The sequence below is a fragment of the Caulobacter sp. GW821-FHT12D05 genome, from assembly GCF_058807295.1.
In genome coordinates, this window is sequence record NZ_JBXAQO010000004.1 from 722,991 (window position 1) to 743,436 (window position 20,446).

Below are 20,446 nucleotides of genomic sequence, written 5' to 3' on the forward strand. Positions count from 1 at the left end.
AGGCCGCCCGGCTCTCGTCTAGCGAGCAGAACGGGTATTCTGAAACAATCAGTTTTCCGAGCGCACGAACGGCAGCCGCGTGGTCGGCGTCTTGTTCAGGGCCAGCAGGGCGTTGGCCACGGCCGGACCGATCACCGGCGTCCCCGGCTCGCCGACCCCGCTGGGGGGATTGCCGGAGGGCACGATGTTGGTCTCCACCGTCGGCGCCTCGTTGATCCGCAGCACGCGGTAACGGTCGAAGTTGGTCTGATCGACCTTGCCGTCGGTCAGGGTCACCTCGCCGAACAGGAAGCCCGACAGGCCATAGCAGGTCCCGCCTTCCATCTGCGCCGCGATCTGGTCGGGCGAGACGGCGACGCCGCAGTCGATGGCGGTGACCACGCGGCCGACGCGCGGGGTCCCGTTCTCGACCTTGACCTCGGCCACCTGGGCCACGACCGAGCCGAAGCTTTCGTGCACCGCCACGCCGCGCGTCCAGCCGGCGGCGGCCTTGGGGCCGGCCTTCTCGACGGCCAGGTTCAGGGCGGCCAGATGCCGGTCAGCGCCAGCCTTTGTGTAGAGCGCCCGGCGGTACTCGATCGGATCCTTGCCGGCCTTGGCGGCCAGCTGGTCGATGGTGTGCTCCATGACGAAGGCGGTGTGGGTCGCGCCCACCGAGCGCCACCACAGCACCGGCACGCCGACGTCGGGCAGCGCCACCTGGGCGTCGACGATCGGCGTGGCCTTCAGATAGGGCGAGCCCGCCGTGCCCTCGATCGCCGTCTGGTCAGGACCCTTGCCGGCCGGCATGGGCGAGCCCTTCATGATCGACTGGCTGACGATCCGGTGGCGCCAGGCGGCCGGATAGCCGTCCTTGTCCAGCTGGACCTTCACGGCATGCACGGTCAGCGGCCGGAAATATCCGGCCTGCATGTCGTCCTCGCGGGTCCAGACCAGCTTCACCGGCCGGCCCTTGCCGACCTTCTTGGCGATGTGGACGCATTCGGCGACATAGTCGGACTGGAAGTTGGCGCGCCGGCCGAACGAGCCGCCGGCGAACAGGGTCTCGATCTCGACCGAGCCCGGCAGGCAGCCGACGATCTTGGCGGCGGCCAGCTGGTCCAGGGTCTGGCCTTGCGAGCCGAACACCATCTTGACCTTGTTGCCGTCCACCGACGCCACGCAGTTCATCGGTTCCATGGTGGCATGGGCCAGATAGGGGAATTCGTAGGTCGTCTCAAAGACGTTCGCGCCCTTGGCGGAGTTCAACGCCGTCGCGTCGCCGCGCTGGTCGAAGGGCTCCCACTTGGTCTCGGTGTTCTTGCCGGCCGCGACGTCATTGAACAGCTGGGCGATCGCCGCCGAGCCGCGCTTCTCGGCCTTGTCCTCGTCCCACTCCAGCTTCAGCGCCTCGCGGCCCATACGGGCAGCGAAGGTGGTCTGGGCGACGACGGCGACGCCGGTCGGAATCTCGAAGACATCCACCACGCCGGCGACCTTCTTGGCTTCGGCGGCGTCGAAGCTCTTCACCTTGGCCCCGAAGCGCGGGGCGTGAGCGACCACCGCCGTCAGCATGTCGGGCAGGCGGACGTCCTGGGTGTAGCGGGCGGTGCCGTCGCTCTTGGCCTGGGCGTCCTTGCGGCGCACCCGGTCGGTGCCGATCAGGGTGAAGGTCTTGGGGTCCTTCAGCTTGACGTCGGTCGGCGCCGGCACCTTGGCGGCGTCGGCCAACAGGTCGCCGAAGGTCGCCGTCTTGCCCGAGGTGTGGGTGACGACGCTATCCTTGACCGAGATCTCGCCGACCGGAACGTTCCATTTGTTGGCGGCGGCTTGGACGAACATGGCCCGCGCGCCGGCGCCGGCTTTGCGCAGCTGGTCCCACGAATTGGAGATCGCCGACGAACCGCCGGTCAGCTGCGCGCCCAAGGCGCCGTTGGCATAGAGCTTGGCATTGGCAGGCGCCTGCTCGACCTGGACCTTGGTCCAGTCGGCGTCCAGCTCCTCGGCGACGATGGCCGCTAGACCCGCATGGTTGCCCTGGCCGAACTCGACGTGCTTGGAAATCACCGTCACCACGCCGTCCGGCGCGATCTTTATGAAGGGTCCGAAGGCCCCGACCTCGACCTTGGAGCCGGCGCTCATGATGTCGGCCGGCGAGCAGCCGACCAGCAGCGAACCGCCGACCAGGGCCGAGGCGACGACGACATCGCGGCGGCTAGGACCCTCGATGGGCTTGAAGGGGGCGTTCATCGGCCAGCTCCGCGATGGGTGGCGCCCGAACCGGCGACGATGGCCTCGTCGATGTCGGCGTGCGGCTGGCCCAACGGCGGACCGGTCTCGGCCGCGTCCTTGATCGCCGCGCGGATGCGCTGATAGGCGCCGCAGCGACAGATGTTGCCCGCCATGGCGTTGTCGATGTCCTCGTCCGAGGGCTTGGCCTTCTGGGCCAGCAGGGCGCAGGCCGACATGATCTGGCCCGACTGGCAGTAGCCGCACTGGGGCACATCGTGACGCACCCAGGCCTGCTGCACCGGATGCTGGCCGCCCAGCCCCTCGATGGTGGTGATCTTGGCCGTGCCGACCGCCTCGATCGGCGTCACGCACGAGCGGATCGCCTGGCCGTCCAGGTGCACGGTGCAGGCCCCGCATTGGGCCATGCCGCAACCGAACTTGGTGCCCGTCATGCCCAGCTCGTCGCGCAGCACCCACAGCAGGGGCGTGTCGGGCGAGGCCTGTACCGATGTGGGCTTACCGTTGATGTCGAGCGTCACGGCCATGCGTCTTCGCCTCCAACGAAAGAAGGACGCCCCGCGCCCTGATCGAAACCTAACACCGTTCACACTGGGCTTGGCCAGCGGGAATTTTAGCGGCGCCTTTGAGCAGGGAACGCCTAGCGGCTGAAAATCGCTGCCGCACCTGCGAAGGCCCGCTATGCTCGGCGTCGTAACCGCCCGGAGGCTTCCGTCTTGCGCCGCGTCCTCGTTCCCCTTGCCGTCCTGGCCGTGACCTTGGCGGGCTGCGCCACCGTCGCCCCGATGGATTCGACGGACGCGCCGATCCGCTACAGCTGCAAGGGCGGCAAGCGGTTCACCAGCGCCTACGCCCTGCACGGCAAGAAGGTCGTGGTCACCGCCGGCGGGGTCACCAAGACCCTGAAGCTGGCGCGCTCGGCGTCCGGCGCCCGCTACACGGCCGGCGACGCCGAGATCTGGAGCAAGGGCGCCGACGCCATGCTCAAGGGTTTCCCCGGCGGCCCGTACGCCGATTGCCGTTCGCAGTAAGTCGAGGTCCCGCGTTGGATTCCTTCCCCGCCTACTTCCCCCTGGCCGGCCGCAAGGTGGTGATCGCCGGCGTCGGCGACGCGGCTGACGCCAAGGCCCGGCTGTTCGACGGCTCGCCCGCGACCCTGGTGCGGCTAGAGGGCCATGACGCCTATCTGCCCGGATCCTATACCGGCGCGATCCTGGCCTTCGTTGCCAGCCCCGACGAGGTCTTCGTCCAGGCCGCCGCCAGCGCGGCGCGGGCGGCGCGGGTGCTGGTCAATGTCGTCGACCGGCCGGCGCTGTGCGACTTCAACACCCCGGCCGTGATCGACCGCGGCGAGGTGGTGGCGGCCGTCGGCACCGGCGGCTCGGCCCCAGTGCTGGCGACCATGCTGCGCAACGACATCGAGGCCCAGGTGCCCGAGGGCATGGGCCGCGTCGCCGCCCTGCTGCAGAAGTTCCAGGGCGAGGTGCGCGGGACCCTGCCGGCCCTGCACGAACGCCGGGCCTTCCTGCGCGACGCCGTACTGGGAGAAGCCGCCGCCGCCGCTCGCGCCGGCGACATGGACAAGGCCGGCCAGCTGTTCCGCGAAGCCCTGGCCAAGGGCACGGCCCGCAAGGGAACCGTCCGTTTCATCGCCGGCAAGGGTCCGGTGGACCTGCTGACCCTGCGCGCTTCACGAGCCCTGGGCGCGGCCGACGTGCTGGTGCTGGAAGCCGACGCCGATCCGGAGGTCGTGAAGATGGCCCGCCGCGATGTCGAGCGGATGGACGCAGCGGAGGCCAATGCCGATCACCTGATCCAGCTGGCCCGCGAAGGCCGCCAGATCGTCCGGCTGATCACCCATGCCGTCGACCCGGCCCTGATCCACGCCCTGACCCAGGCCGAGATCGCCGTCGAGGTCGTGCCGGCCGCTAGTTGAGCGGCCTGCCCTTCGTCTCGGGCAACAGGAACGCCGTGACCAGCACGCTGATCAGGGTGAAGACGACCGGGTACCAGAGGCCGGCATAGATATCGCCGACCGCGGTGACGATGGCGAAGGCGAAGAACGGCACGAAGCCGCCGACCCAGCCGGTGCCGATGTGATAGGGCAGCGACAGGGCCGTGTAGCGCACCCGGGTCGGGAACAGCTCGACCAGGCAGGCGGCCAGCGGGCCGAACAGGGCCGTGGCGGCGATCACGAAGACGAACAGCACGCCGAGGATCAGCGGCTTGTTCATCCGGGCCGGGTCGGCCTTGGCGGGATAGCCGGCCTTGGCCAGGGCGGCCTTGATCTGCTTCTCGACGCCGGTCTTGGCCGCCTTGGTCTCGGCCTTGGGCAGACCCTTCGCGCTCTGGGAGACGACTTCGGCGCCGCCGACCTTCATCACCGCCGTCGCGCCGGCCGGCGCCTTTTCGTTCGTGTAGGAGACGCCGGCATTGGCCAGTGCGCCCTTGACGATGTCGCACGAGGTGACGAAGGCGGCCTTGCCGACGGGGTCGAACTGCAGCGAGCAGTCGGCCGGATCGGCCACGACGACGACTGGCGCCTTCGCCGAGGCCTCGGCCAGGGCCGGGTTGGCGGCCTTCTCGAGCACGTGGAAACCGGGGAAGTAGAACAGCAGCGCCAGGGTCATGCCGCCCAGCATCACCGGCTTGCGGCCGACCTTGTCCGACAGCCAGCCGAAGACGACGTAGAAGATCGCGCTGACCGCCGTGGCGATCATCATCAGTTCGTTGATGGTGACCGGATCGACCTTCAGGAACTTCTCCATGAAGGTCTGAACGTAGAAGAAGCTGGTGTACCAGACGGCGCCCTGGGCGCACATCATCGAGAGGAAGGCCAGGATCACCAGCTTCAGGTTCTTCCATTGGCCAAAGGCCTCGGCATAGGGCGCCTTGGAGGCGTTGCCCTCTTCCTTCATGGCGGCGAAGGCCGGGCTTTCGGTCAGCTTCATGCGCATCCAGACCGAGACGCCCAGGAGGCCGATCGACACGGCGAACGGGATGCGCCAGCCCCAGGCGTCGAAGGCCTCGAGGCCGACGATGGAGCGGGTGATCATGATGACCATCAGCGCGCCGAACAGACCAAAGGCGGCCGAGGTCTGCACCCACGAGGTCGACCGGCCGCGCTGGTCGGGCGGCGAGTGCTCGGCGACATAGATCGCCGCCCCGCCATACTCGCCGCCCAGGGCGAAGCCCTGCACGCAGCGCAGGACGATCAGCAGGATCGGCGAGATGATCCCCGCCTGCTGATAGGTCGGCAGGAAGGCGATGGCGAAGGTCGCGCCGCCCATCAGCAGCACGGTGGCCAGGAACGCGCCCTTGCGGCCGGCCTGGTCGCCGATCTTGCCGAAGACCAGCGCGCCCAGCGGCCGGAACGCAAAGCCGACGCCGAACAGGGCCAGGGCCGCGATATAGCCGGCGGCGTCGGGCAGGCCGGTGAAGAAGGTCTTGGAAATGACCTGGGCCAGGCTGCCGAAGATGAAGAAGTCGTACCACTCGAAGGCCGTGCCGGCCGACGAGGCCGCGACCACCGTGCGCATCGACGCGCCTTGTTGACCTTCGCCGGCCATGTATTTCCCCCGTTCGTTGGCCCCTGCTTAGCGTGGTTCAGGGATTGGGGGAACGGGGTTAGGCGACGGCGCCTTGTTCATCGGGACCGGCCTGCGACAGGCGGACGATCTCGGTGACTAGGGCGGCCGGGGCGATCGGCTTGGCGGCCACGCCGTTCATGCCAGCGGCGCGGTACGAGGCCCGCTGGTGGGCCATGACATTGGCGGTCAGGGCGATGATTGGCACGCGGGCGGCGGGACCCGGCAGGGCGCGGATCCGGCGGGTCGCCTCCAGCCCGTCCATGCCCGGCATCTGCACGTCCATCAGGATGAGGTCAAAGGCCCCGTCGCGGGCCGCCTCGACGCCCGAGGCGCCGTCGTCGGCGACGCTGACGTCCGCGCCCAGCTGCTGCAGGATGCGGCGGGCGACCAGCTGGTTGGTCGGATTGTCCTCGACGACCAGCACCTTCAATCCAGCCAGCAGGTCGTCGGCATGGGCCCCGACCGCTTCCGGCGCGGCGACGGCCTTGGCGGCGATCGTCAGGGTGAAGGTCGAGCCCTCGCCCGGGACCGAGGTGAACGAGACCTCGCCGCCCAGCATCTGGGCCACCTTGCGGGTGATGGCCAAGCCCAGGCCCGAGCCGCCGAAGCGGCGGGTGGTGCTGGCGTCGGCCTGCTGGAAGCGTTCGAACAGATGCCCCTGGGCCTCCAGCGGCACGCCGACGCCCGTGTCGATGACGTCGAAGACCAGTTGCCCGTCAGCCTTGCGAGCTCGCACGGTCACCGAGCCACGCAGGGTGAACTTCACGGCGTTGCCGATCAGGTTGAACAGCGCCTGCCGCACCCGGGTCGGGTCCGTCTGGATCCAGCCCAGGTCCGGCGCGATGTCCAGCTCCAGCCGCAGGCCCTTGTGCGAGGCCTGGCCGGCCAGCAGGCGGGCGACGCCCCTGACGAGTTCGCCGGGATCGACCGCCTCGTGGTGCAGGTCCAGGCGCCCGGCCTCGATGCGCGAGATATCGATGACGTCGTCCAGCAGGGTCGACAGCATTTGGCCAGCGGCCAAAGCTTCTCCCAAAAGATCTGCGCTGTCGCCGGCCGGCAGCTCACGCTTGAGCACATGCATGACGCCCAGCACCCCGTTCATCGGCGTGCGGATCTCGTGGGACATGTTGGCCAGGAACTGGGCCTTGGCCTCGTTGGCCGCCTGCGCCGCGCGTTCGGCGGCGACCAAGGCGAGCTCGGCCTTCTTCTTCTCGTCGACATCCAGGACGAGGCCGAACGCCTTGCGAGCCCGGCCCGAGGCGTCCCGGCGCACGTCGTGGAAGACCCGCACCCAGCGCGACCGGCCGTCGGGCGCGACGATGCGCACGTCATATTCCTGCGAACCCCAGGCGCCGGTCCGCCGCCATTCGGCCGCGGCCTCGTAGAGCTGGGCGCGGTCCTCGGGGTGGATCATGGGCCAGACGGCCTCGCGGACGTCCTCGTAGCCGACCCGGCGGCCCATCATGCGGTGCAGCTCGGGCGAGCCCCAGAAGCCCTGGGACTCGTGGTCGATCTCGTAGACGCCGGCGCGGGCCGCGCCCAGGGCGACCTTCAGCCGACGGGCGTTGATCCGCGCCTCGCGCCGCGCCGTCGTCAGGGCGGTGACGTCGTCCATATAGGTGATGACGCCGACGACTTCGCCGGCTTCGTTGCGCCAAGGGCGAGCCTCCCAGCGGAAGGTGCGCTCGACCCCGTCGGCGTCGTCGAGGCGGTCTTCGCGGCGGGTCACGACCTCGCCCGACAACGCCCGGGTCACCCCGGCCACGAAGCGGCGGCGGCTGCCGTGCGTCAGCTCGGTCAGGGTCTTGCCGATGACCTGGGCCTCGGTCGAGCGGAAGATCTCCAGGAAGCGCGGGCTGACCAGCCGCAGGCGCATGTCCAGGTCGTAGACGGCCACCGCGAACGGCGCGTCCTCGACCAGGCGGCGGGCCCGGCGCTCGCTCCAGATGGCCTTGTCGCGGCTGCGGGCCACGTCGGTGATGTTCTGGGTGATGCCATTCAAGGCGAACGGCGGCCCCGACCCTGTCTCGGCGCGATAGGTGCTGCGGAAGGTCTGCCAACGGCCGTCATTGCCGCACAGGCGGAACTCGATCGCCCCGCCCTCGCCGGTCGCGACGGCGCGGCGGAAGACGTCATGCACCGCCTCGCGTTGATCCTCGGCCAGGCGGGCCACGAACTTTTCGGCGGTGTCGACGTCGGACGGCTTCAGGCCCAGCAAGGCCAGGGTGTCCGGCGACCAGTCGATGCATTCGCCGTCGGGGTCGTAGCGCCAGACGCCAATGCCGGCGGCCTCGGCCAGCAGCTGCTGGGTGTGGCGAGCCGCCTCCAGCTCGGCGCGGTTTTCGATCTCGGCCGAGACGTCGTGCAGCATGCCGACCAGTTCGCCGTTAGGCCCGAGGCGCCCTCGGCCGCGCAGCCAAATCCACAGGCCGTCCTTGCGGCGCACCTGCAGGTCGGTGGTGGTCGCCCCCGTCCGGCGCATGCGCTCGCCGATGTCGAGCAGCTCGGGCTGGCTGTCGGGGTGCACGAACTTGATCGTCGGCTGGCCGATCGTCTCTTCGGCGCTCCAGCCGGTCAGGGCGGTCCAGGCGGCGTTGACGGTGACGAAGCGCCCCTCGGCCGAGACGATCGTGAAAAGATCGCTGGCGTTGTCGAAGAACCAGCGCGCCGCCTCTTCCTCGCCGAACGGCGTGGGGGCGCTGGAATTCGCATCTGTGCTCGACGCCGTGGACATCCGGTCTCCGCGAGGTTGGGCGGATCGTGGAGCGCAACCGTAAACTTATAGTTCCAAACGCAGAGCGATGTTCCGTGAACGGGTATCTGGCGTCAGACCTCGGCCCATTGCCTGAGCAGATTATGGTAGACGCCGGTCAGCGACAGGATCCCCTGGTCGTCGGCCGCCACCTGGCGGGCCAGGCGCTGGATGGCGACATCCATCTCCAGAAGCATCGTGCGCTTGGCGTCGTCGCGGATCAGGCTCTGGATCCAGAAGAAGCTGGCCGTCCGGCGGCCTCGGGTCACCGGGGTCACATGGTGCAGGCTGGAACTGGGATAGAGGATCATGTCGCCGGCCTCCAGCTTGACGACGTGGTCGCCATAGAGGTCGTTCACGACCAGCTCGCCGCCGTCATAGTCCTCCGGCTCGGCCAGGAAGAGCGTCGCCGACAGGTCGGTGCGCAGGCGCTGGCCGGTCACCGGATCGCGGCGGATGGCGTTGTCGACATGGTCCTTGAAGCCCATGCCTTCGCCGTAGCGGTTGAACATCGGCGGCAGGATGACCTGCGGCAGGGCCGCCGAGACGAACAGCGGATTGGCTTCCAGCGCCTGCAGGATGGCCGCGCCGACGGTGCGGGCCGCGTCGCTGTCCTGGGGCAGCTGCTCATTGGTCTTGGCCCGCGCGGCCTGGTGGCCCGAGGTCAGGTTGCCGTCGACCCAGGGCCCTGCGTCCAGGATCGCCCGGTGCTCGGCCACCTGGTCCTTGGTCAGCACCTGCGGGATCTGCAGCATCATGCGGGCGGCTCCTTTTCCTGAGCCGGCTTAGACCGAGCGGGCTCGGCCTTCTTTGACCCGGATCAGGCCGAAAAATAAAGCGCCCCGCTCGAGGTCCGTTCGAGCGGGGCGCGGTCGCGAAGTCCTAATAAGGGGAGGGCTAGTACTTCACGGCAAGGGTCAGCATCGCCTGGCGGCCCGGCGCCGGGTCGGCGTGGTGCACGCCGTTGGTGCGCAGGATGTACTGCTTGTCCGTCAGGTTCTGGACGTTCAGCTGCAGGTTCATCTTGTCGTTAATCTTGTACGAGGCGAAAGCGTCCAGGCGGGTGTACGAGGGCGCGAACACCTTATTGGTCCCGCCGCCGGCGCCGCCCTGGTTGCCGCCGAAGCTCTTGGACACGTAGTAGACGCCGCCGCCCACCGACAGGGCCGGGATCACGCGATAGGTCGTGAACAGGCTGAAGCTGTGCTTGGGCGTATTGGCCAGGGGGTCGCCCTGGTTGATGTTCTGGATCGGCGCGCCGCCGCCGGTCGGGATCGTCACCGCCCCGCGCACCAGCTCGCTGTCCATGTAGGTGTAGCCGCCGAACACCTGCCAGGCGCGGGTCAGATAACCCGAGGCGCCCAGTTCGACGCCCTTGACCTGCGTCTCGCCCACCTGCTGGGAAATGCCGTTGTCGACCAGGATCAGGGCGTTCTTGCGCTGGGTTTTGAACACCGCGCCGGACAGGGCCAGCTTGTCGTTGAAGACGTTCCACTTGGCGCCGGCTTCGAAGCTCGTGGTGTCCTCCGGATCCAGGATCGCCTGGGCCGGGGTCGCCGCGGTGTTCTGGTCGCCGCCTTGCGTCGTCGGCGGGGTCGAGGACGTGGCGTACGAGACGTACAGGCTGCTCGACGGCGTCGGCTTGTAGTTCAGGCCGACCTGATAATTGAAGAAGTCCCAGCTGGCCTTCGGCACGCTGGTGTAGGTCACGCTGGTGATGACGCCATTGGCGTTGGTCGAGGCGGCGGTCGTGCCGCGCGTCGAATAGTCATCGTAGCGGACGCCCAGGTTCAGCAGCAGCTTCTCCGAGAGCTTGACCGTGTCGAAGGCGTAGATCGCGCCGCTGCGGGTCTTGGATTGCGAGACCGGACCCAGATTGATCACGCCGCTCCAGGCGTCGCTCGGGTTCGGCGCATAGAGACGGGTGCAGCCGACCGTCGCCCCAGTGAAGCCGGTCGGACAGGCCGAGCCGCCGTTGGTGAAGAATGTGTAGCTGGCGTTGTCATTGACTTCGCGCGACAGCTCGAAGCCCGCGTTGAAGCGGTTTTCGATGCTGCCCAGGTTGAACTTGCCGGTCAGGTCGGTGGTGAAGGCCGTGCTGGTCGTCTCGTTCCAGCGCGACTTGGTGCCGCGCAGCATCCACCATTCGCCGGCCACGAACTGGGCCGCGCCGCCGTCGCCGGGGTTGGTGACGAAGTAGTCGTTCAGGGTCTTGCCGTAGCGCACCACCTGGCGGACCGCGAAGTCTTCATTGATCTCGTGGCGGATGGCGAAGGTGGTGATGTCGGCCTTGGTCTTCATCCAGTCGCGGTCCAGGCCGTAATAGGCCGAACGATCGACGTCCAGGATGCCGTTGGCCGGACGGGTGCGGCTGTCGGTGCCGGCCACGCCCCAGGTGCGCTTGCTGGCCAGCGGGATGCCGTAGTCCGGAACCTGATCGGTATCCAGGTGATAGAAGCCCAAGGTCGCTTGCGTGTCGGTGTCGATGCCGACGGCGACCGACGGGGCAAAGCCCCAGCGCTTGAAGTCGACGGTGTTGCGGCCGGGCGTGTCGCCGCCGGTGGCCATCAGGTTCAGGCGGAACGCGGCGTTCTTGGCGAAGGCGTAGTTGCCGTCGGCGGTGAGGCGATAGTAGCTGTCGGTGCCGGCGGCGGCCGAACCGGCCAGGAAGCTGGTGGTCTTCGGGCTCTTGGACGACAGGTTGATGCTGCCGCCGCCCGAGCCGCGGCCGCTATAGACCGAGTCCGGACCCTTGATGACCTCGACCTGTTCCAGGTTGAAGACTTCGCGGGTCTGGCCGCCGGTGTCGCGAACGCCGTCGACGAAGATGTTGTTGCCCGAGCTCTGACCGCGGATGAACGGCCGGTCGGCCAGCGGCTGGCCGCCTTCGCCGGCGCCGAAGGTGATACCCGGCGAGGTGCGCAGGATGTCCGTCAGCGAGGTGGCGGCGGTCTGCTCGATGATCCGCGACGAGATCACCGTGATCGAACGCGGCGTGTCCAGCAGCGGCGCGGTGAACTTGCTCGACGAGGGGTCCGCGGTGCGCTTGGCATCGATCTTGACGCCGGCGACCTCGGTGCTGTCGGCGGCCGGAGCCGTGGCCGCAGCGGCGGCGGTCGCGACGGGCGCGTCGATGTCAGCAGCAGCGGCGGTTTGAGCCAGGCCCAGGCCGGCCAGGCCGGCGACGGCGACAGCGCCCAGAGCGCGACGGGGCCGGCTCACGACGCCGGCAGAGTTCAGCTTACGCATGGTTGGTCCTATCCCCGGGGGCGCGGTGTTGAGCAGGCCCCTCCTGAAATTGCGAGGCGTTCTTAGACATGTTGCGAAGCTGTCGCAATGATAATAGTTCGCAATTGCGCAACCTGTGTCTGAAAAGCGACGCTTTATTGCGGAAGGCGCCCGCGCACGGGGCGACGACCTCGCGCCGGAGGGCTGCGAAGGACGGGTGGAAAGGGATGCGGAGCGCCGGACGACGTCCGGAGTTTGAAAAATGAATACCGTTTCGACGAAGCCAGGACGCTCCGCGCGACCGTTTTCCATCAGCGTCCCGTCGGGTGGCCCTGTTCAGGCCTTACCGGGAGCCAGGCTCCTGCGTTTCCGCTGAGCCCGACGGTCGAAGAAGGCGAGCCAAAAATGGCTAAGACACACCCCTTCACCTCCGACCACGCCGACGGCGGGCGGGCCTGGTCAGCGAACCAGGTCTCCGGACCGTCCGAGTATCCCCCTCGGACCTTCACCGCTCGATCACACCCCGCCGCCGCAACGGTCGCTGGCCATGCGCCCTTTCCTCGCGACGAGGTGGGTAGAGAATACGGCAGGTTTTGAGCGTGGGGATGGAGAGCGGTGAACGCTCGTGCCTCACCCATCAGCGTGACGCTCTAAAACACCGTGTCATCCCGGACGGCCGCAGGCCGATCCGGGACCCAGGGGCCAAGCGCAGTGCGGCTGCCCCTGGGTCCCGGCTCTCCGCTGCGCTGCGGCCGGGATGACACGATTGGGGCAGCGGGAGGGTTTCAACACCCATCCCCGTCGATGCGTTCGCGCCTCCCCGCCCCTACATGCTAAAGCGCTGCCATACCCACGGAGCCCGCCCATGCCCGACGCCAAGACCTGGATCGCCTTCACCCTCGTCTGCCTGGGCATGGCCCTGACTCCGGGTCCGAACATGCTCTACCTGGTCAGCCGCTCGATCTGTCAGGGCCGTTGGGCCGGGATCGTGTCGCTGATCGGCACCGCGGCCGGGTTCGTCGTCTATCTGCTGTGCGCGGCGCTGGGCATCACCGCCCTCTTGATGGCCGCGCCGATCGCCTATGACGTGCTGCGCTTCGGCGGCGCGCTGTATCTGGCGTGGCTGGCCTGGCAGGCGATCAAGCCGGGCGGCGCCTCGCCGTTCCAGGTGCGCGAACTGCCCAAGGACAGCCCCGCCAAGCTGATCACCATGGGCTTCGTGACCAACATCCTGAACCCCAAGGCGGCCATGCTGTACCTGTCGCTGCTGCCGCAGTTTATCAAGCCCGAGCACGGCGGGGTGTTCACCCAGTCGCTGGTGCTGGGCCTGTCGCAGATCGCCGTCTCGCTGAGCGTCAACGGGATCATCTGCATCATGGCCGGCTCGATCGCGACCTTCCTGGCCACGCGCCCCAGCTTCGCCCTGATCCAGCGCTGGCTAATGGCCACGGTGCTGGGCGGCCTGGCCGTGCGGATGGCCACCGAGGCGCGTCGCTAGACCTTGTCTTGACGGGGCGTTGGTGCGGGGGTCTATCCGGCTCGTAGTCCGGAGTTAGACATGAAGACCGCCCTCGCCGCTTCTCTCGCCGTCGTCGCCCTCGCGACCGGCGCCCAGGCCTCCAGCCTGAAGGCGTGCGCGGTGCCGCCGGTCGTCACCCCGGCTCAGTCCGAGATCCCGCCGGCCGACGAAATCCATCCCGACGTGCCGATCGCGGCCTATCTGCTGGCCCTCTTCTGGTCGCCCGAGGCCTGCCGCGCCGGCATCCCGGAGTCGGACAAGAAGATCCAGTGCCAGGCCAACAGCTTCGGCTTCACGGTGCACGGCCTGTGGCCCAACGGCCCCGACAAGGTGCATCCGCGCTACTGCAAGGCAAGCCCGCCGATGAGCCCGGCGACGGTGAAGGCCAACCTCTGCATGACCCCCTCGCCCTGGCTGCTGCAGCACGAGTGGCAGGCGCATGGCACCTGCAACTGGGCGACGCCGGAGGCCTATTTCAAGAAGGCCCGCAAGATCCGCGAAAAGCTGAACGTGCCGGACCTGGATGCCGGATCGGACCAAGTGATGACCGCCGGCGAGATCCGCCAGGCGTTCGTCTCGCGCAATCGCGGCGTCCGGCCCGAGGGCCTGAACGTCCGCGTCAAGGACGGCCGTCTGACCGAGGTCTGGGTCTGCATGGACATCAAGTACAAGTGGGCCGCCTGCCGGGGCGGCAATGGCGCGCCCGACCAGGCGATCGTGAAGGTCACGCCGAAAGGCTGAGGGGCCGAAACCTCGTCCTTCGACAAGCTCAGGATGAGGTTTCTAGTGATAGGCCTTCAAAAGTAGTCCTCACCCTGAGCCTGTCGAAGGGCGAGGACTACCGCACTGACTTAGCCTTTGATAAAGGCCAGCAGGTCCTTGTTGATCGTCTCGGCCTGGGTGGTCGCCATGCCGTGCGGGAAGCCCGGATAGGTGATCAGCGTGCCATTCTTCAGCAGCTTGATCGCCTGGCGGGCCGAGGCGTCGATCGGCACGACCTGGTCGTCCTCGCCGTGCAGCACCAGGACGGGGACCTCGATGGTCTTCAGGTCCTGGGTGAAGTCGGTTTCCGAGAAGGCGGCCACACAGTCGTACAGCGCCTTGACGCCGGCCATCATGCCCTGGCGCCACCAGTTGTCGATCACGCCCTGGCTGACCTTCGCGCCGTCGCGGTTGAAGCCGTAGAACGGGCCGGCGGCCACGTCGCGGAAGAACTGGGCGCGGTCGAAGGCCGTGCCATTACGGAAGCCGTCGAACACCTCGCGCGGCAGGCCGCCCGGATTGGCCTCGGTCTTCAGCATGATCGGCGTCACGGCGCCGACCAGCACGGCCTTGGCGACGCGGCCGGGCTCGGCCCGCGCCACATAGTGAGCGACTTCGCCGCCGCCGGTCGAGTGGCCGATGTGGACGGCGTTCTTGAGGTCCAGATGCTTGGCCAGCGCGATCACGTCGGCGGCGTAGGTGTCCATCTCGTTGCCGGTGTCGGTCTGGTCCGACCGGCCGTGGCCACGGCGGTCATGGGCGATGACCCGGTAGCCCTTCGAGAGGAAGAACATCATCTGGGCGTCCCAGTCGTCCGACGACAGGGGCCAGCCATGGTGGAAAACGATCGGTTGGGCGTCCTTGGGGCCCCAGTCCTTGAAGAAGATGTTCACGCCGTCGTTGGTGGTGAAGAAGCCGCTGCTCATGTCCGTCATCCCTCGCTTGGCTAGGCCCCCATCAGGCCGTTACCGCCGTTTGATGACGAGACTGTGCCCGCGACAGATTGGCGCGGATATGGAAATGATCGAAACTCATTGTTTCCGAAATTGCACTACCAGGCCAGCAGCGACAGCCCTGGCACATCCTTGAAGTCCGCCGCGTTGAGCGTGACCAGGGTCGCACGGTGAGCCAGCGCCTGGGCGGCGATCATCCGGTCCGCGACCTTGCGTCGAGAATAGCCCGCAGCTTCGACAATCGTACGATAGGCGTCGGCCGCTTCCCCGTCGAAATCGAGGACGGGCACGGCTCTCAGAATGGCGTCCAAACGGGCGCGCCGAACACCGGCTTCGGACGGTTCGCGATAAACGCCGCCCTCCAGTTCTACCCGGCTGATGATCGACAGGAAGATCGCGCCATCCAGGCTTGTGACACGTTCGATGATCGCGGGATCACCATCACGCAGGTGGATCGCGACGCTCGTGTCGAGAACGTAGGCCACTCAGAGGCCGGGGCGCTCAGGAAACAGGTTTTCGTCGCGCACCTCGATGCTGGCGGGGCGCGGCAGGGCGTTCAACGCCGCGACCATGTCCGCGACGGACGTCCGGGTCGGATAGATCGTCAGAACGTCGCCCGACCGCACCAGAGTCAGCTCCACGCCCGGGCCGAAGGCCATGTCGCGCGGCAGGCGTACGGCCTCGCTGTTTCCGCTCTTGAAGGTTCGACTGGTCGTGGTCGCCATCGTCGTGCCTCGATCAAAGGGCGAGAAGTGATGACGCGTATATACCATTCCTCGACCTCCCTTTGAAGCTCAAGACCTATCGCAGCACCCAGTCGTAGCGATCCGACGCCCTGTACCCGAGCGCGGCATTGCTCCGGACGACCTGGCGAAGATCCTCGGGCAGATCACGCATGACGACGTCGATCAGGGCGCTGCGGGCCATCTGGATCGCCTCGGCCTTCGGCGCGGTCCGCGAACAGGCGGGACATCTCACGACATCCCCGCCGTCCACGTGCGCCACGCGGACATCGACCCGGCAGGCGCCGCACTGCACGACCTGGTCAGCCATGGGCCCTCTCCATTACGCAACCCAGAATGGAACAAATAGAGAACAACAGCAACCCAAAAACGCAAAACGGGCGGTCCCTTTCGGAACCGCCCGCTCGCTAACCTCTCACCTGGGAGAGCCGTTCACCCTTAGGTGTTGACGGCGTCTTCCGGGGCCAGTTCGGTCTTCTTCGACAGGTCTTCGCCGGTCTCTTGATCGACGACCTTCATCGACAGCTTGGTCTTGCCGCGATCGTCGAAGCCCAGGAGCTTCACCTTGACGATCTGGCCTTCCTTCAGCACGTCCGACGGCTTGGCGACGCGTTCGTTGCTGATCTGGCTGACGTGGACGAGGCCGTCCTTGGCGCCGAAGAAGTTCACGAAGGCGCCGAAATCGACGACCTTCACGACCTTGCCATCGTAGATCTTGCCCACTTCGGCTTCGTCGGTGATCGACTTGATCCAGTCGATCGCGGCCTTGATCTTGGCGCCGTCCGAGGCCGAGACCTTCACGGTGCCTTCGTCGTTGATGTCGACCTTGGCGCCGGTGGTGGCGACGATCTCGCGGATCACCTTGCCGCCCGAACCGATCACTTCACGGATCTTGTCGGTCGGGATGGTGATGGTCTCGATCTTCGGAGCGAAGTCGCCGACCTCTTCACGCGGAGCGTCCATGGCCTTGTTCATTTCGCCGAGGATGTGCTCGCGGCCACCCTTAGCTTGAGCCAGGGCCTGCTCCATGATCGCGGGCGTGATGCCGGCGATCTTGATGTCCATCTGCAGCGAGGTCAGGCCTTCGCTGGTGCCGGCGACCTTGAAGTCCATGTCGCCCAGGTGATCTTCGTCACCCAGGATGTCCGACAGAACCGCGAAGCCGTCCTTTTCCAGGATCAGGCCCATGGCGATGCCCGAGACCGGACGGACCAGCGGCACGCCGGCGTCCATCATGGCCAGCGACGAACCGCAGACCGTGGCCATCGAGGACGAACCGTTCGACTCGGTGATCTCCGAGACCAGACGGATCGTGTAGGGGAAGTCTTCCTTGGTCGGCAGCATCGGGCGCAGGGCGCGCCAGGCCAGCTTGCCGTGGCCGATTTCGCGGCGGCCCGGGCTGCCCATACGGCCGGTTTCACCGACGCTGTAGGGAGGGAAGTTGTAGTGCAGCAGGAAGGATTCCTTGTAGGTGCCTTCCAGGGCGTCGATGAATTGCTCGTCGTCGCCGGTGCCCAGGGTGGCGACCACGATCGCCTGGGTCTCGCCGCGGGTGAACAGGGCCGAGCCGTGGGTGCGCGGCAGGATGCCGACTTCACCCAGGATCGGGCGGACCTTGTCGACGGTGCGGCCGTCGATGCGGATGCCGGTGTCCAGGATCGAGCGACGGACGATGTCCGCTTCCAGTTCCTTGAAGACCGAAACCAGCTTCAGCGGGTCGATGCCGGCCGGGTTGGTGTCGCTCTTGGCGAAGGTGTCGATCGCCTTGGTCTTGGCGGCGCCCAGCGCGGCGACGCGGTCGCCCTTGGTCTGGATCTTGTAGGCGTCGGCCAGGTCTTGGCCGACGGCCTTCTTCACTTCGGCCTTCAGGGCGTCGGTGTCTTCCGGTTGGAAGTCGAAGGGCTCCTTGGCGGCGTGCTCGGCCAGCTCGATGATCGCGTCGATCACCGTCTGCATTTCCTTGTGGGCGAAGTTGACGCCGCCCAGCACGACCTCTTCCGAGAGCTCTTGGATTTCGCTTTCGACCATCATCACGGCGTCGGCGGTGCCGGCCACGACCAGGTCCATCTTGCTTTCCTTCAGCTCTTCGAGCGTCGGGTTCAGCACGTAGCCGCCGTCAATGTAGCCGACGCGCGCGGCGCCGATCGGGCCCATGAACGGGGCGCCCGACAGGACCAGGGCGGCCGAGGCGGCCACCATGCCCAGGATGTCGGGATCGTTCTCGAGGTCGTGCTGCAGCACGGTGACGACAACCTGGACTTCGTTCTTGAAGCCCTTGACGAACAGCGGGCGGATCGGACGGTCGATCAGGCGGGAAACCAGGGTTTCCTTTTCCGACGGACGGCCTTCACGCTTGAAGAAACCACCGGGGATCTTGCCGGCCGCGAAGGTCTTTTCTTGGTAGTTGACCGTCAGCGGGAAGAAATCTTGGCCGGGCTTCGCCTTCTTGGCGAACACGGCGGTGGCCAGGACGACGGTTTCGCCCATGGTGGCCAGAACGGCGCCGTCGGCTTGACGGGCGATACGACCGGTTTCGAGGACCAGCGTCTTGCCGCCCCACTCGATCGTCTTGCGCTTGATATCGAACATTTTTGCTTCTTTCGGTTCCGAAGGACCCATTTCCTTCAGGACGGACAGGGGCGGGCGGCCGAAGGGCGGTCCCGAGATTTCCTCATCCAGTTCGACAGGCTCCCGAAGACCGTGATCTCCGGCTTACGTGTCCGGATCACGCTTAGAGCGGATCCGCGACAACCTCGCGTTTCGGCCTGTCTCGAAACGAAGGTTGGAAAAACGTTCGGCCGCCCTACCGGAGCAGGGCGGCCGAATTGTGCCTTAGCGACGCAGACCCAGCTTTTCGATCAGGGACTGGTAACGGGCGACGTCGGACTTCTTCAGGTGGTCGAGAAGCCGGCGACGCTGGGAAACCAGCTTCAGCAGGCCACGACGGCTGTGGTTGTCCTTCTTGTGCGTCTTGAAGTGCTCGGTCAGGTTCGAGATGCGCTCCGAGAGGATCGCGACCTGGACTTCAGCGCTGCCGGTGTCGCCAGTGGTGCGGGCGTGTTCGGCGATAAGAGCGCTCTTGCGCTCGATGGTGATCGACATCGGATGTCTCCGCTCAGGTGAGTTGGAAGACCCGCACGGGATTGAGCTTCCCAGCGCGCATCTCGCACAGGGCCACCAGCCGATCCCCCGACATGGCGGAAACGGTGCGATCGCCGGGCGTGAGCTCGGCTTTCAGCGTTTCCACCTGCCTTGGGAGCAGGACGATGGCGCGTCCCTGTGCAAGCCGGAAGGCGTCTTCATCGGTCACGGCCAACGCCGGGATGTCGTCCAGCGCGGTCTCGACCGGAAGCAATGCCTCCGACAGCCGGGCCTCATAGCTCAAATTCTCGAGAGTTTCCAGCGATATCGAGCCACTCTCGGTAAACCCGCCCACCCGCGTCCGGCGCAGCTCGGCGACGTGACCGCAGGTTCCCAGCGCCTTGGCGAGATCCCGGACCACGGCGCGGACATAGGTGCCCTTGCCGCATTCCATCTCCAGGGTGACGTGGTCGGCGTCGGCGGCCTCGACGACCTTCAGGTCGAAGATGTTCACCTTGCGGGTCGCCAACTCGAACTCGACGCCGTCGCGGGCCAGGTCATAGGCGCGCTCGCCGTCGACCTTGATGGCCGAGAAGTTCGGCGGGATCTGGTCGACCTCGCCGATGAAGGCCGGTAGGGCGGCTTCCACCTGCTCGCAGGTCGGACGCACGTCCGAGGTCCCGGTGGTCTCGCCTTCACGGTCCAGGGTCGTGGTGTCGCGGCCCCAGGCGATGGTGAACCGATAGGCCTTGTCGGCGTCCATCAGGAACGGGACGGTCTTGGTGGCCTCGCCCAGCGCGATCGGCAAGATGCCGGTCGCCAGCGGGTCCAGGGTGCCGGCGTGGCCGCCCTTCTGGGCGTTGAACGCACGGCGCACACGGGAAACGGCCGTGGTCGAGGTCAGGTCGTAGGGCTTGTCCAGGCACAGCCAGCCCGAGACGGGATCGCCCTTCTTGCGGCGGGCCATGGACTAGTTCTCGTCCTCATCATCACCGAGGACGTCGGCCAGCGTGCGGGTATCCTGCTGCACGCGCGGATCGTCGAACAGACGATCCATGTGGGCCGCGGCGCCGAAGCTCTCGTCGTGAATGAACTTCAGGTCGGGCGTGAACTTCATGTCGATCACCTTGCCCAGGCGCCCGCGCAGGAAACTCGCGCCGCGGTTCAGGGCCTTGATGACCTCTTTGATGTCCTCTTCCTTGCGGCCCGGCTCGCCCTTCAGGCCGGCGCCCAGCGGCTCGACGAAACAGACGGCGTGGCGCAGGTCGGGGCTCATCCGCACTTCGGACACCGTGATCGAGACGCCGACCAGCGCCGGATCGGCCAAGCCTTCCTCGCGGAAGACATCGACCAAGGCGTGGCGGATGAGCTCGCCGGCGCGGAGCTGGCGTTGCGAGGGCCCCGTGGGGCCCTTCTTGGTGTCAGATTGGCGCTTCATGGCGCGGTATCCTTGCGGCCCGGCCGGCGGATCGAACGCCGGTGCGCGGGGAAAATCGGAAGGCGGGGTGTCTAGGCTCCTGAAGGCGGAAAGTCCAGAGCTCCCCCTTCTCCCCTTGCGGGAGAAGGTGTCAGCGGAGCTGACGGATGAG

At 67.2% G+C, this 20,446-nt stretch carries 18 protein-coding genes and 1 pseudogene; 4 read left to right on the forward strand and 15 right to left on the reverse strand.

The genetic code is table 11. The features are described from left to right. Positions 1-48 precede the first annotated feature (48 nt). Together AC1RRR_RS21615 and AC1RRR_RS21620 are read right to left on the reverse strand one after the other, a co-directional pair. Positions 49-2,229: a xanthine dehydrogenase family protein molybdopterin-binding subunit gene (locus AC1RRR_RS21615; protein ID WP_492815943.1), complete on the reverse strand. Its 2,181-nt coding sequence runs from the start codon at positions 2,227-2,229 to the stop codon at positions 49-51. Then, entirely contained in the window at positions 2,226-2,756 is a 531-nt protein-coding gene (locus tag AC1RRR_RS21620) for a (2Fe-2S)-binding protein (protein ID WP_492815945.1), read from the reverse strand. The genes AC1RRR_RS21615 and AC1RRR_RS21620 overlap by 4 nt, the downstream gene beginning before the upstream one ends. A 189-nt stretch (positions 2,757-2,945) precedes the next feature. On the opposite strand from AC1RRR_RS21620, the gene AC1RRR_RS21625 reads away from it, so the two are divergent. Further along, on the forward strand, positions 2,946-3,260 hold the full coding sequence (locus AC1RRR_RS21625; RefSeq protein WP_492815947.1) for an MliC family protein: 315 nt from the start codon (positions 2,946-2,948) through the stop codon (positions 3,258-3,260). Positions 3,261-3,274: 14 nt separating this feature from the next. Continuing rightward, on the forward strand, positions 3,275-4,165 hold the full coding sequence (locus AC1RRR_RS21630; RefSeq protein ID WP_492815949.1) for an NAD(P)-dependent oxidoreductase: 891 nt from the start codon (positions 3,275-3,277) through the stop codon (positions 4,163-4,165). Here AC1RRR_RS21630 and AC1RRR_RS21635 read toward each other — a convergent pair. From AC1RRR_RS21635 to AC1RRR_RS21655, 5 genes and pseudogenes are all read right to left on the reverse strand, one after another. Then, a complete protein-coding gene (locus tag AC1RRR_RS21635; RefSeq protein ID WP_492815951.1) occupies positions 4,158-5,798 on the reverse strand; it encodes an MFS transporter in 1,641 nt (546 codons plus the stop codon). The genes AC1RRR_RS21630 and AC1RRR_RS21635 overlap by 8 nt on opposite strands. A 58-nt stretch (positions 5,799-5,856) precedes the next feature. Then, on the reverse strand, positions 5,857-8,553 hold the full coding sequence (locus tag AC1RRR_RS21640) for a PAS domain S-box protein (protein WP_492815953.1): 2,697 nt from the start codon (positions 8,551-8,553) through the stop codon (positions 5,857-5,859). A gap of 92 nt (positions 8,554-8,645) precedes the next feature. Then, on the reverse strand, positions 8,646-9,329 hold the full coding sequence (locus AC1RRR_RS21645; RefSeq protein WP_492815955.1) for a Fe2+-dependent dioxygenase: 684 nt from the start codon (positions 9,327-9,329) through the stop codon (positions 8,646-8,648). A gap of 139 nt (positions 9,330-9,468) precedes the next feature. Beyond that, positions 9,469-11,820 carry a TonB-dependent receptor gene (locus AC1RRR_RS21650; RefSeq protein WP_492815957.1) on the reverse strand — a complete coding sequence of 784 codons (2,352 nt, stop codon included), beginning with the start codon at positions 11,818-11,820 and terminating at the stop codon, positions 9,469-9,471. A 629-nt stretch (positions 11,821-12,449) separates the two neighbouring features. Next, positions 12,450-12,595 (reverse strand): annotated as a pseudogene (locus AC1RRR_RS21655) (hypothetical protein). A 69-nt stretch (positions 12,596-12,664) separates the two neighbouring features. Between AC1RRR_RS21655 and AC1RRR_RS21660 the strand changes: the two are divergent. Both AC1RRR_RS21660 and AC1RRR_RS21665 read left to right on the forward strand, forming a co-directional pair. Beyond that, positions 12,665-13,297: a LysE family translocator gene (locus tag AC1RRR_RS21660; protein WP_454713546.1), complete on the forward strand. Its 633-nt coding sequence runs from the start codon at positions 12,665-12,667 to the stop codon at positions 13,295-13,297. A 60-nt stretch (positions 13,298-13,357) separates the two neighbouring features. After that, on the forward strand, positions 13,358-14,059 hold the full coding sequence (locus AC1RRR_RS21665) for a ribonuclease T2 (protein ID WP_492815960.1): 702 nt from the start codon (positions 13,358-13,360) through the stop codon (positions 14,057-14,059). Between the two features lie 110 nt (positions 14,060-14,169). On the opposite strand, the gene AC1RRR_RS21670 is transcribed toward AC1RRR_RS21665, so the two are convergent. The 8 genes from AC1RRR_RS21670 to rbfA form a co-directional block, all read right to left on the reverse strand. Continuing rightward, the gene (locus tag AC1RRR_RS21670; protein ID WP_492815962.1) at positions 14,170-15,006 is read right to left on the reverse strand and encodes an alpha/beta fold hydrolase; all 837 of its coding nucleotides are present in this window, start codon (positions 15,004-15,006) and stop codon (positions 14,170-14,172) included. Positions 15,007-15,131: 125 nt separating this feature from the next. Then, positions 15,132-15,518, reverse strand: coding sequence for a type II toxin-antitoxin system VapC family toxin (locus AC1RRR_RS21675; RefSeq protein WP_492815964.1), 387 nt, complete (start codon positions 15,516-15,518; stop codon positions 15,132-15,134). Then, positions 15,519-15,758 (reverse strand): antitoxin, encoded by a 240-nt coding sequence (locus AC1RRR_RS21680; protein WP_492815966.1) that lies wholly within the window; start codon positions 15,756-15,758, stop codon positions 15,519-15,521. Positions 15,759-15,834: 76 nt separating this feature from the next. After that, positions 15,835-16,086 (reverse strand): hypothetical protein, encoded by a 252-nt coding sequence (locus AC1RRR_RS21685; protein WP_492815968.1) that lies wholly within the window; start codon positions 16,084-16,086, stop codon positions 15,835-15,837. Between the two features lie 128 nt (positions 16,087-16,214). Then, the gene (pnp, locus tag AC1RRR_RS21690; RefSeq protein ID WP_492815970.1) at positions 16,215-18,365 is read right to left on the reverse strand and encodes a polyribonucleotide nucleotidyltransferase; all 2,151 of its coding nucleotides are present in this window, start codon (positions 18,363-18,365) and stop codon (positions 16,215-16,217) included. 243 nt (positions 18,366-18,608) lie between these two features. Then, positions 18,609-18,878 carry a 30S ribosomal protein S15 gene (gene rpsO / locus AC1RRR_RS21695; protein WP_454713536.1) on the reverse strand — a complete coding sequence of 90 codons (270 nt, stop codon included), beginning with the start codon at positions 18,876-18,878 and terminating at the stop codon, positions 18,609-18,611. A 13-nt stretch (positions 18,879-18,891) separates the two neighbouring features. Continuing rightward, positions 18,892-19,824 carry a tRNA pseudouridine(55) synthase TruB gene (truB, locus tag AC1RRR_RS21700; RefSeq protein WP_492815972.1) on the reverse strand — a complete coding sequence of 311 codons (933 nt, stop codon included), beginning with the start codon at positions 19,822-19,824 and terminating at the stop codon, positions 18,892-18,894. A gap of 3 nt (positions 19,825-19,827) precedes the next feature. Then, complete coding sequence (rbfA, locus tag AC1RRR_RS21705; RefSeq protein ID WP_492815974.1) at positions 19,828-20,295, reverse strand: 30S ribosome-binding factor RbfA; 468 nt, start codon at positions 20,293-20,295, stop codon at positions 19,828-19,830. Positions 20,296-20,446 lie beyond the last annotated feature (151 nt).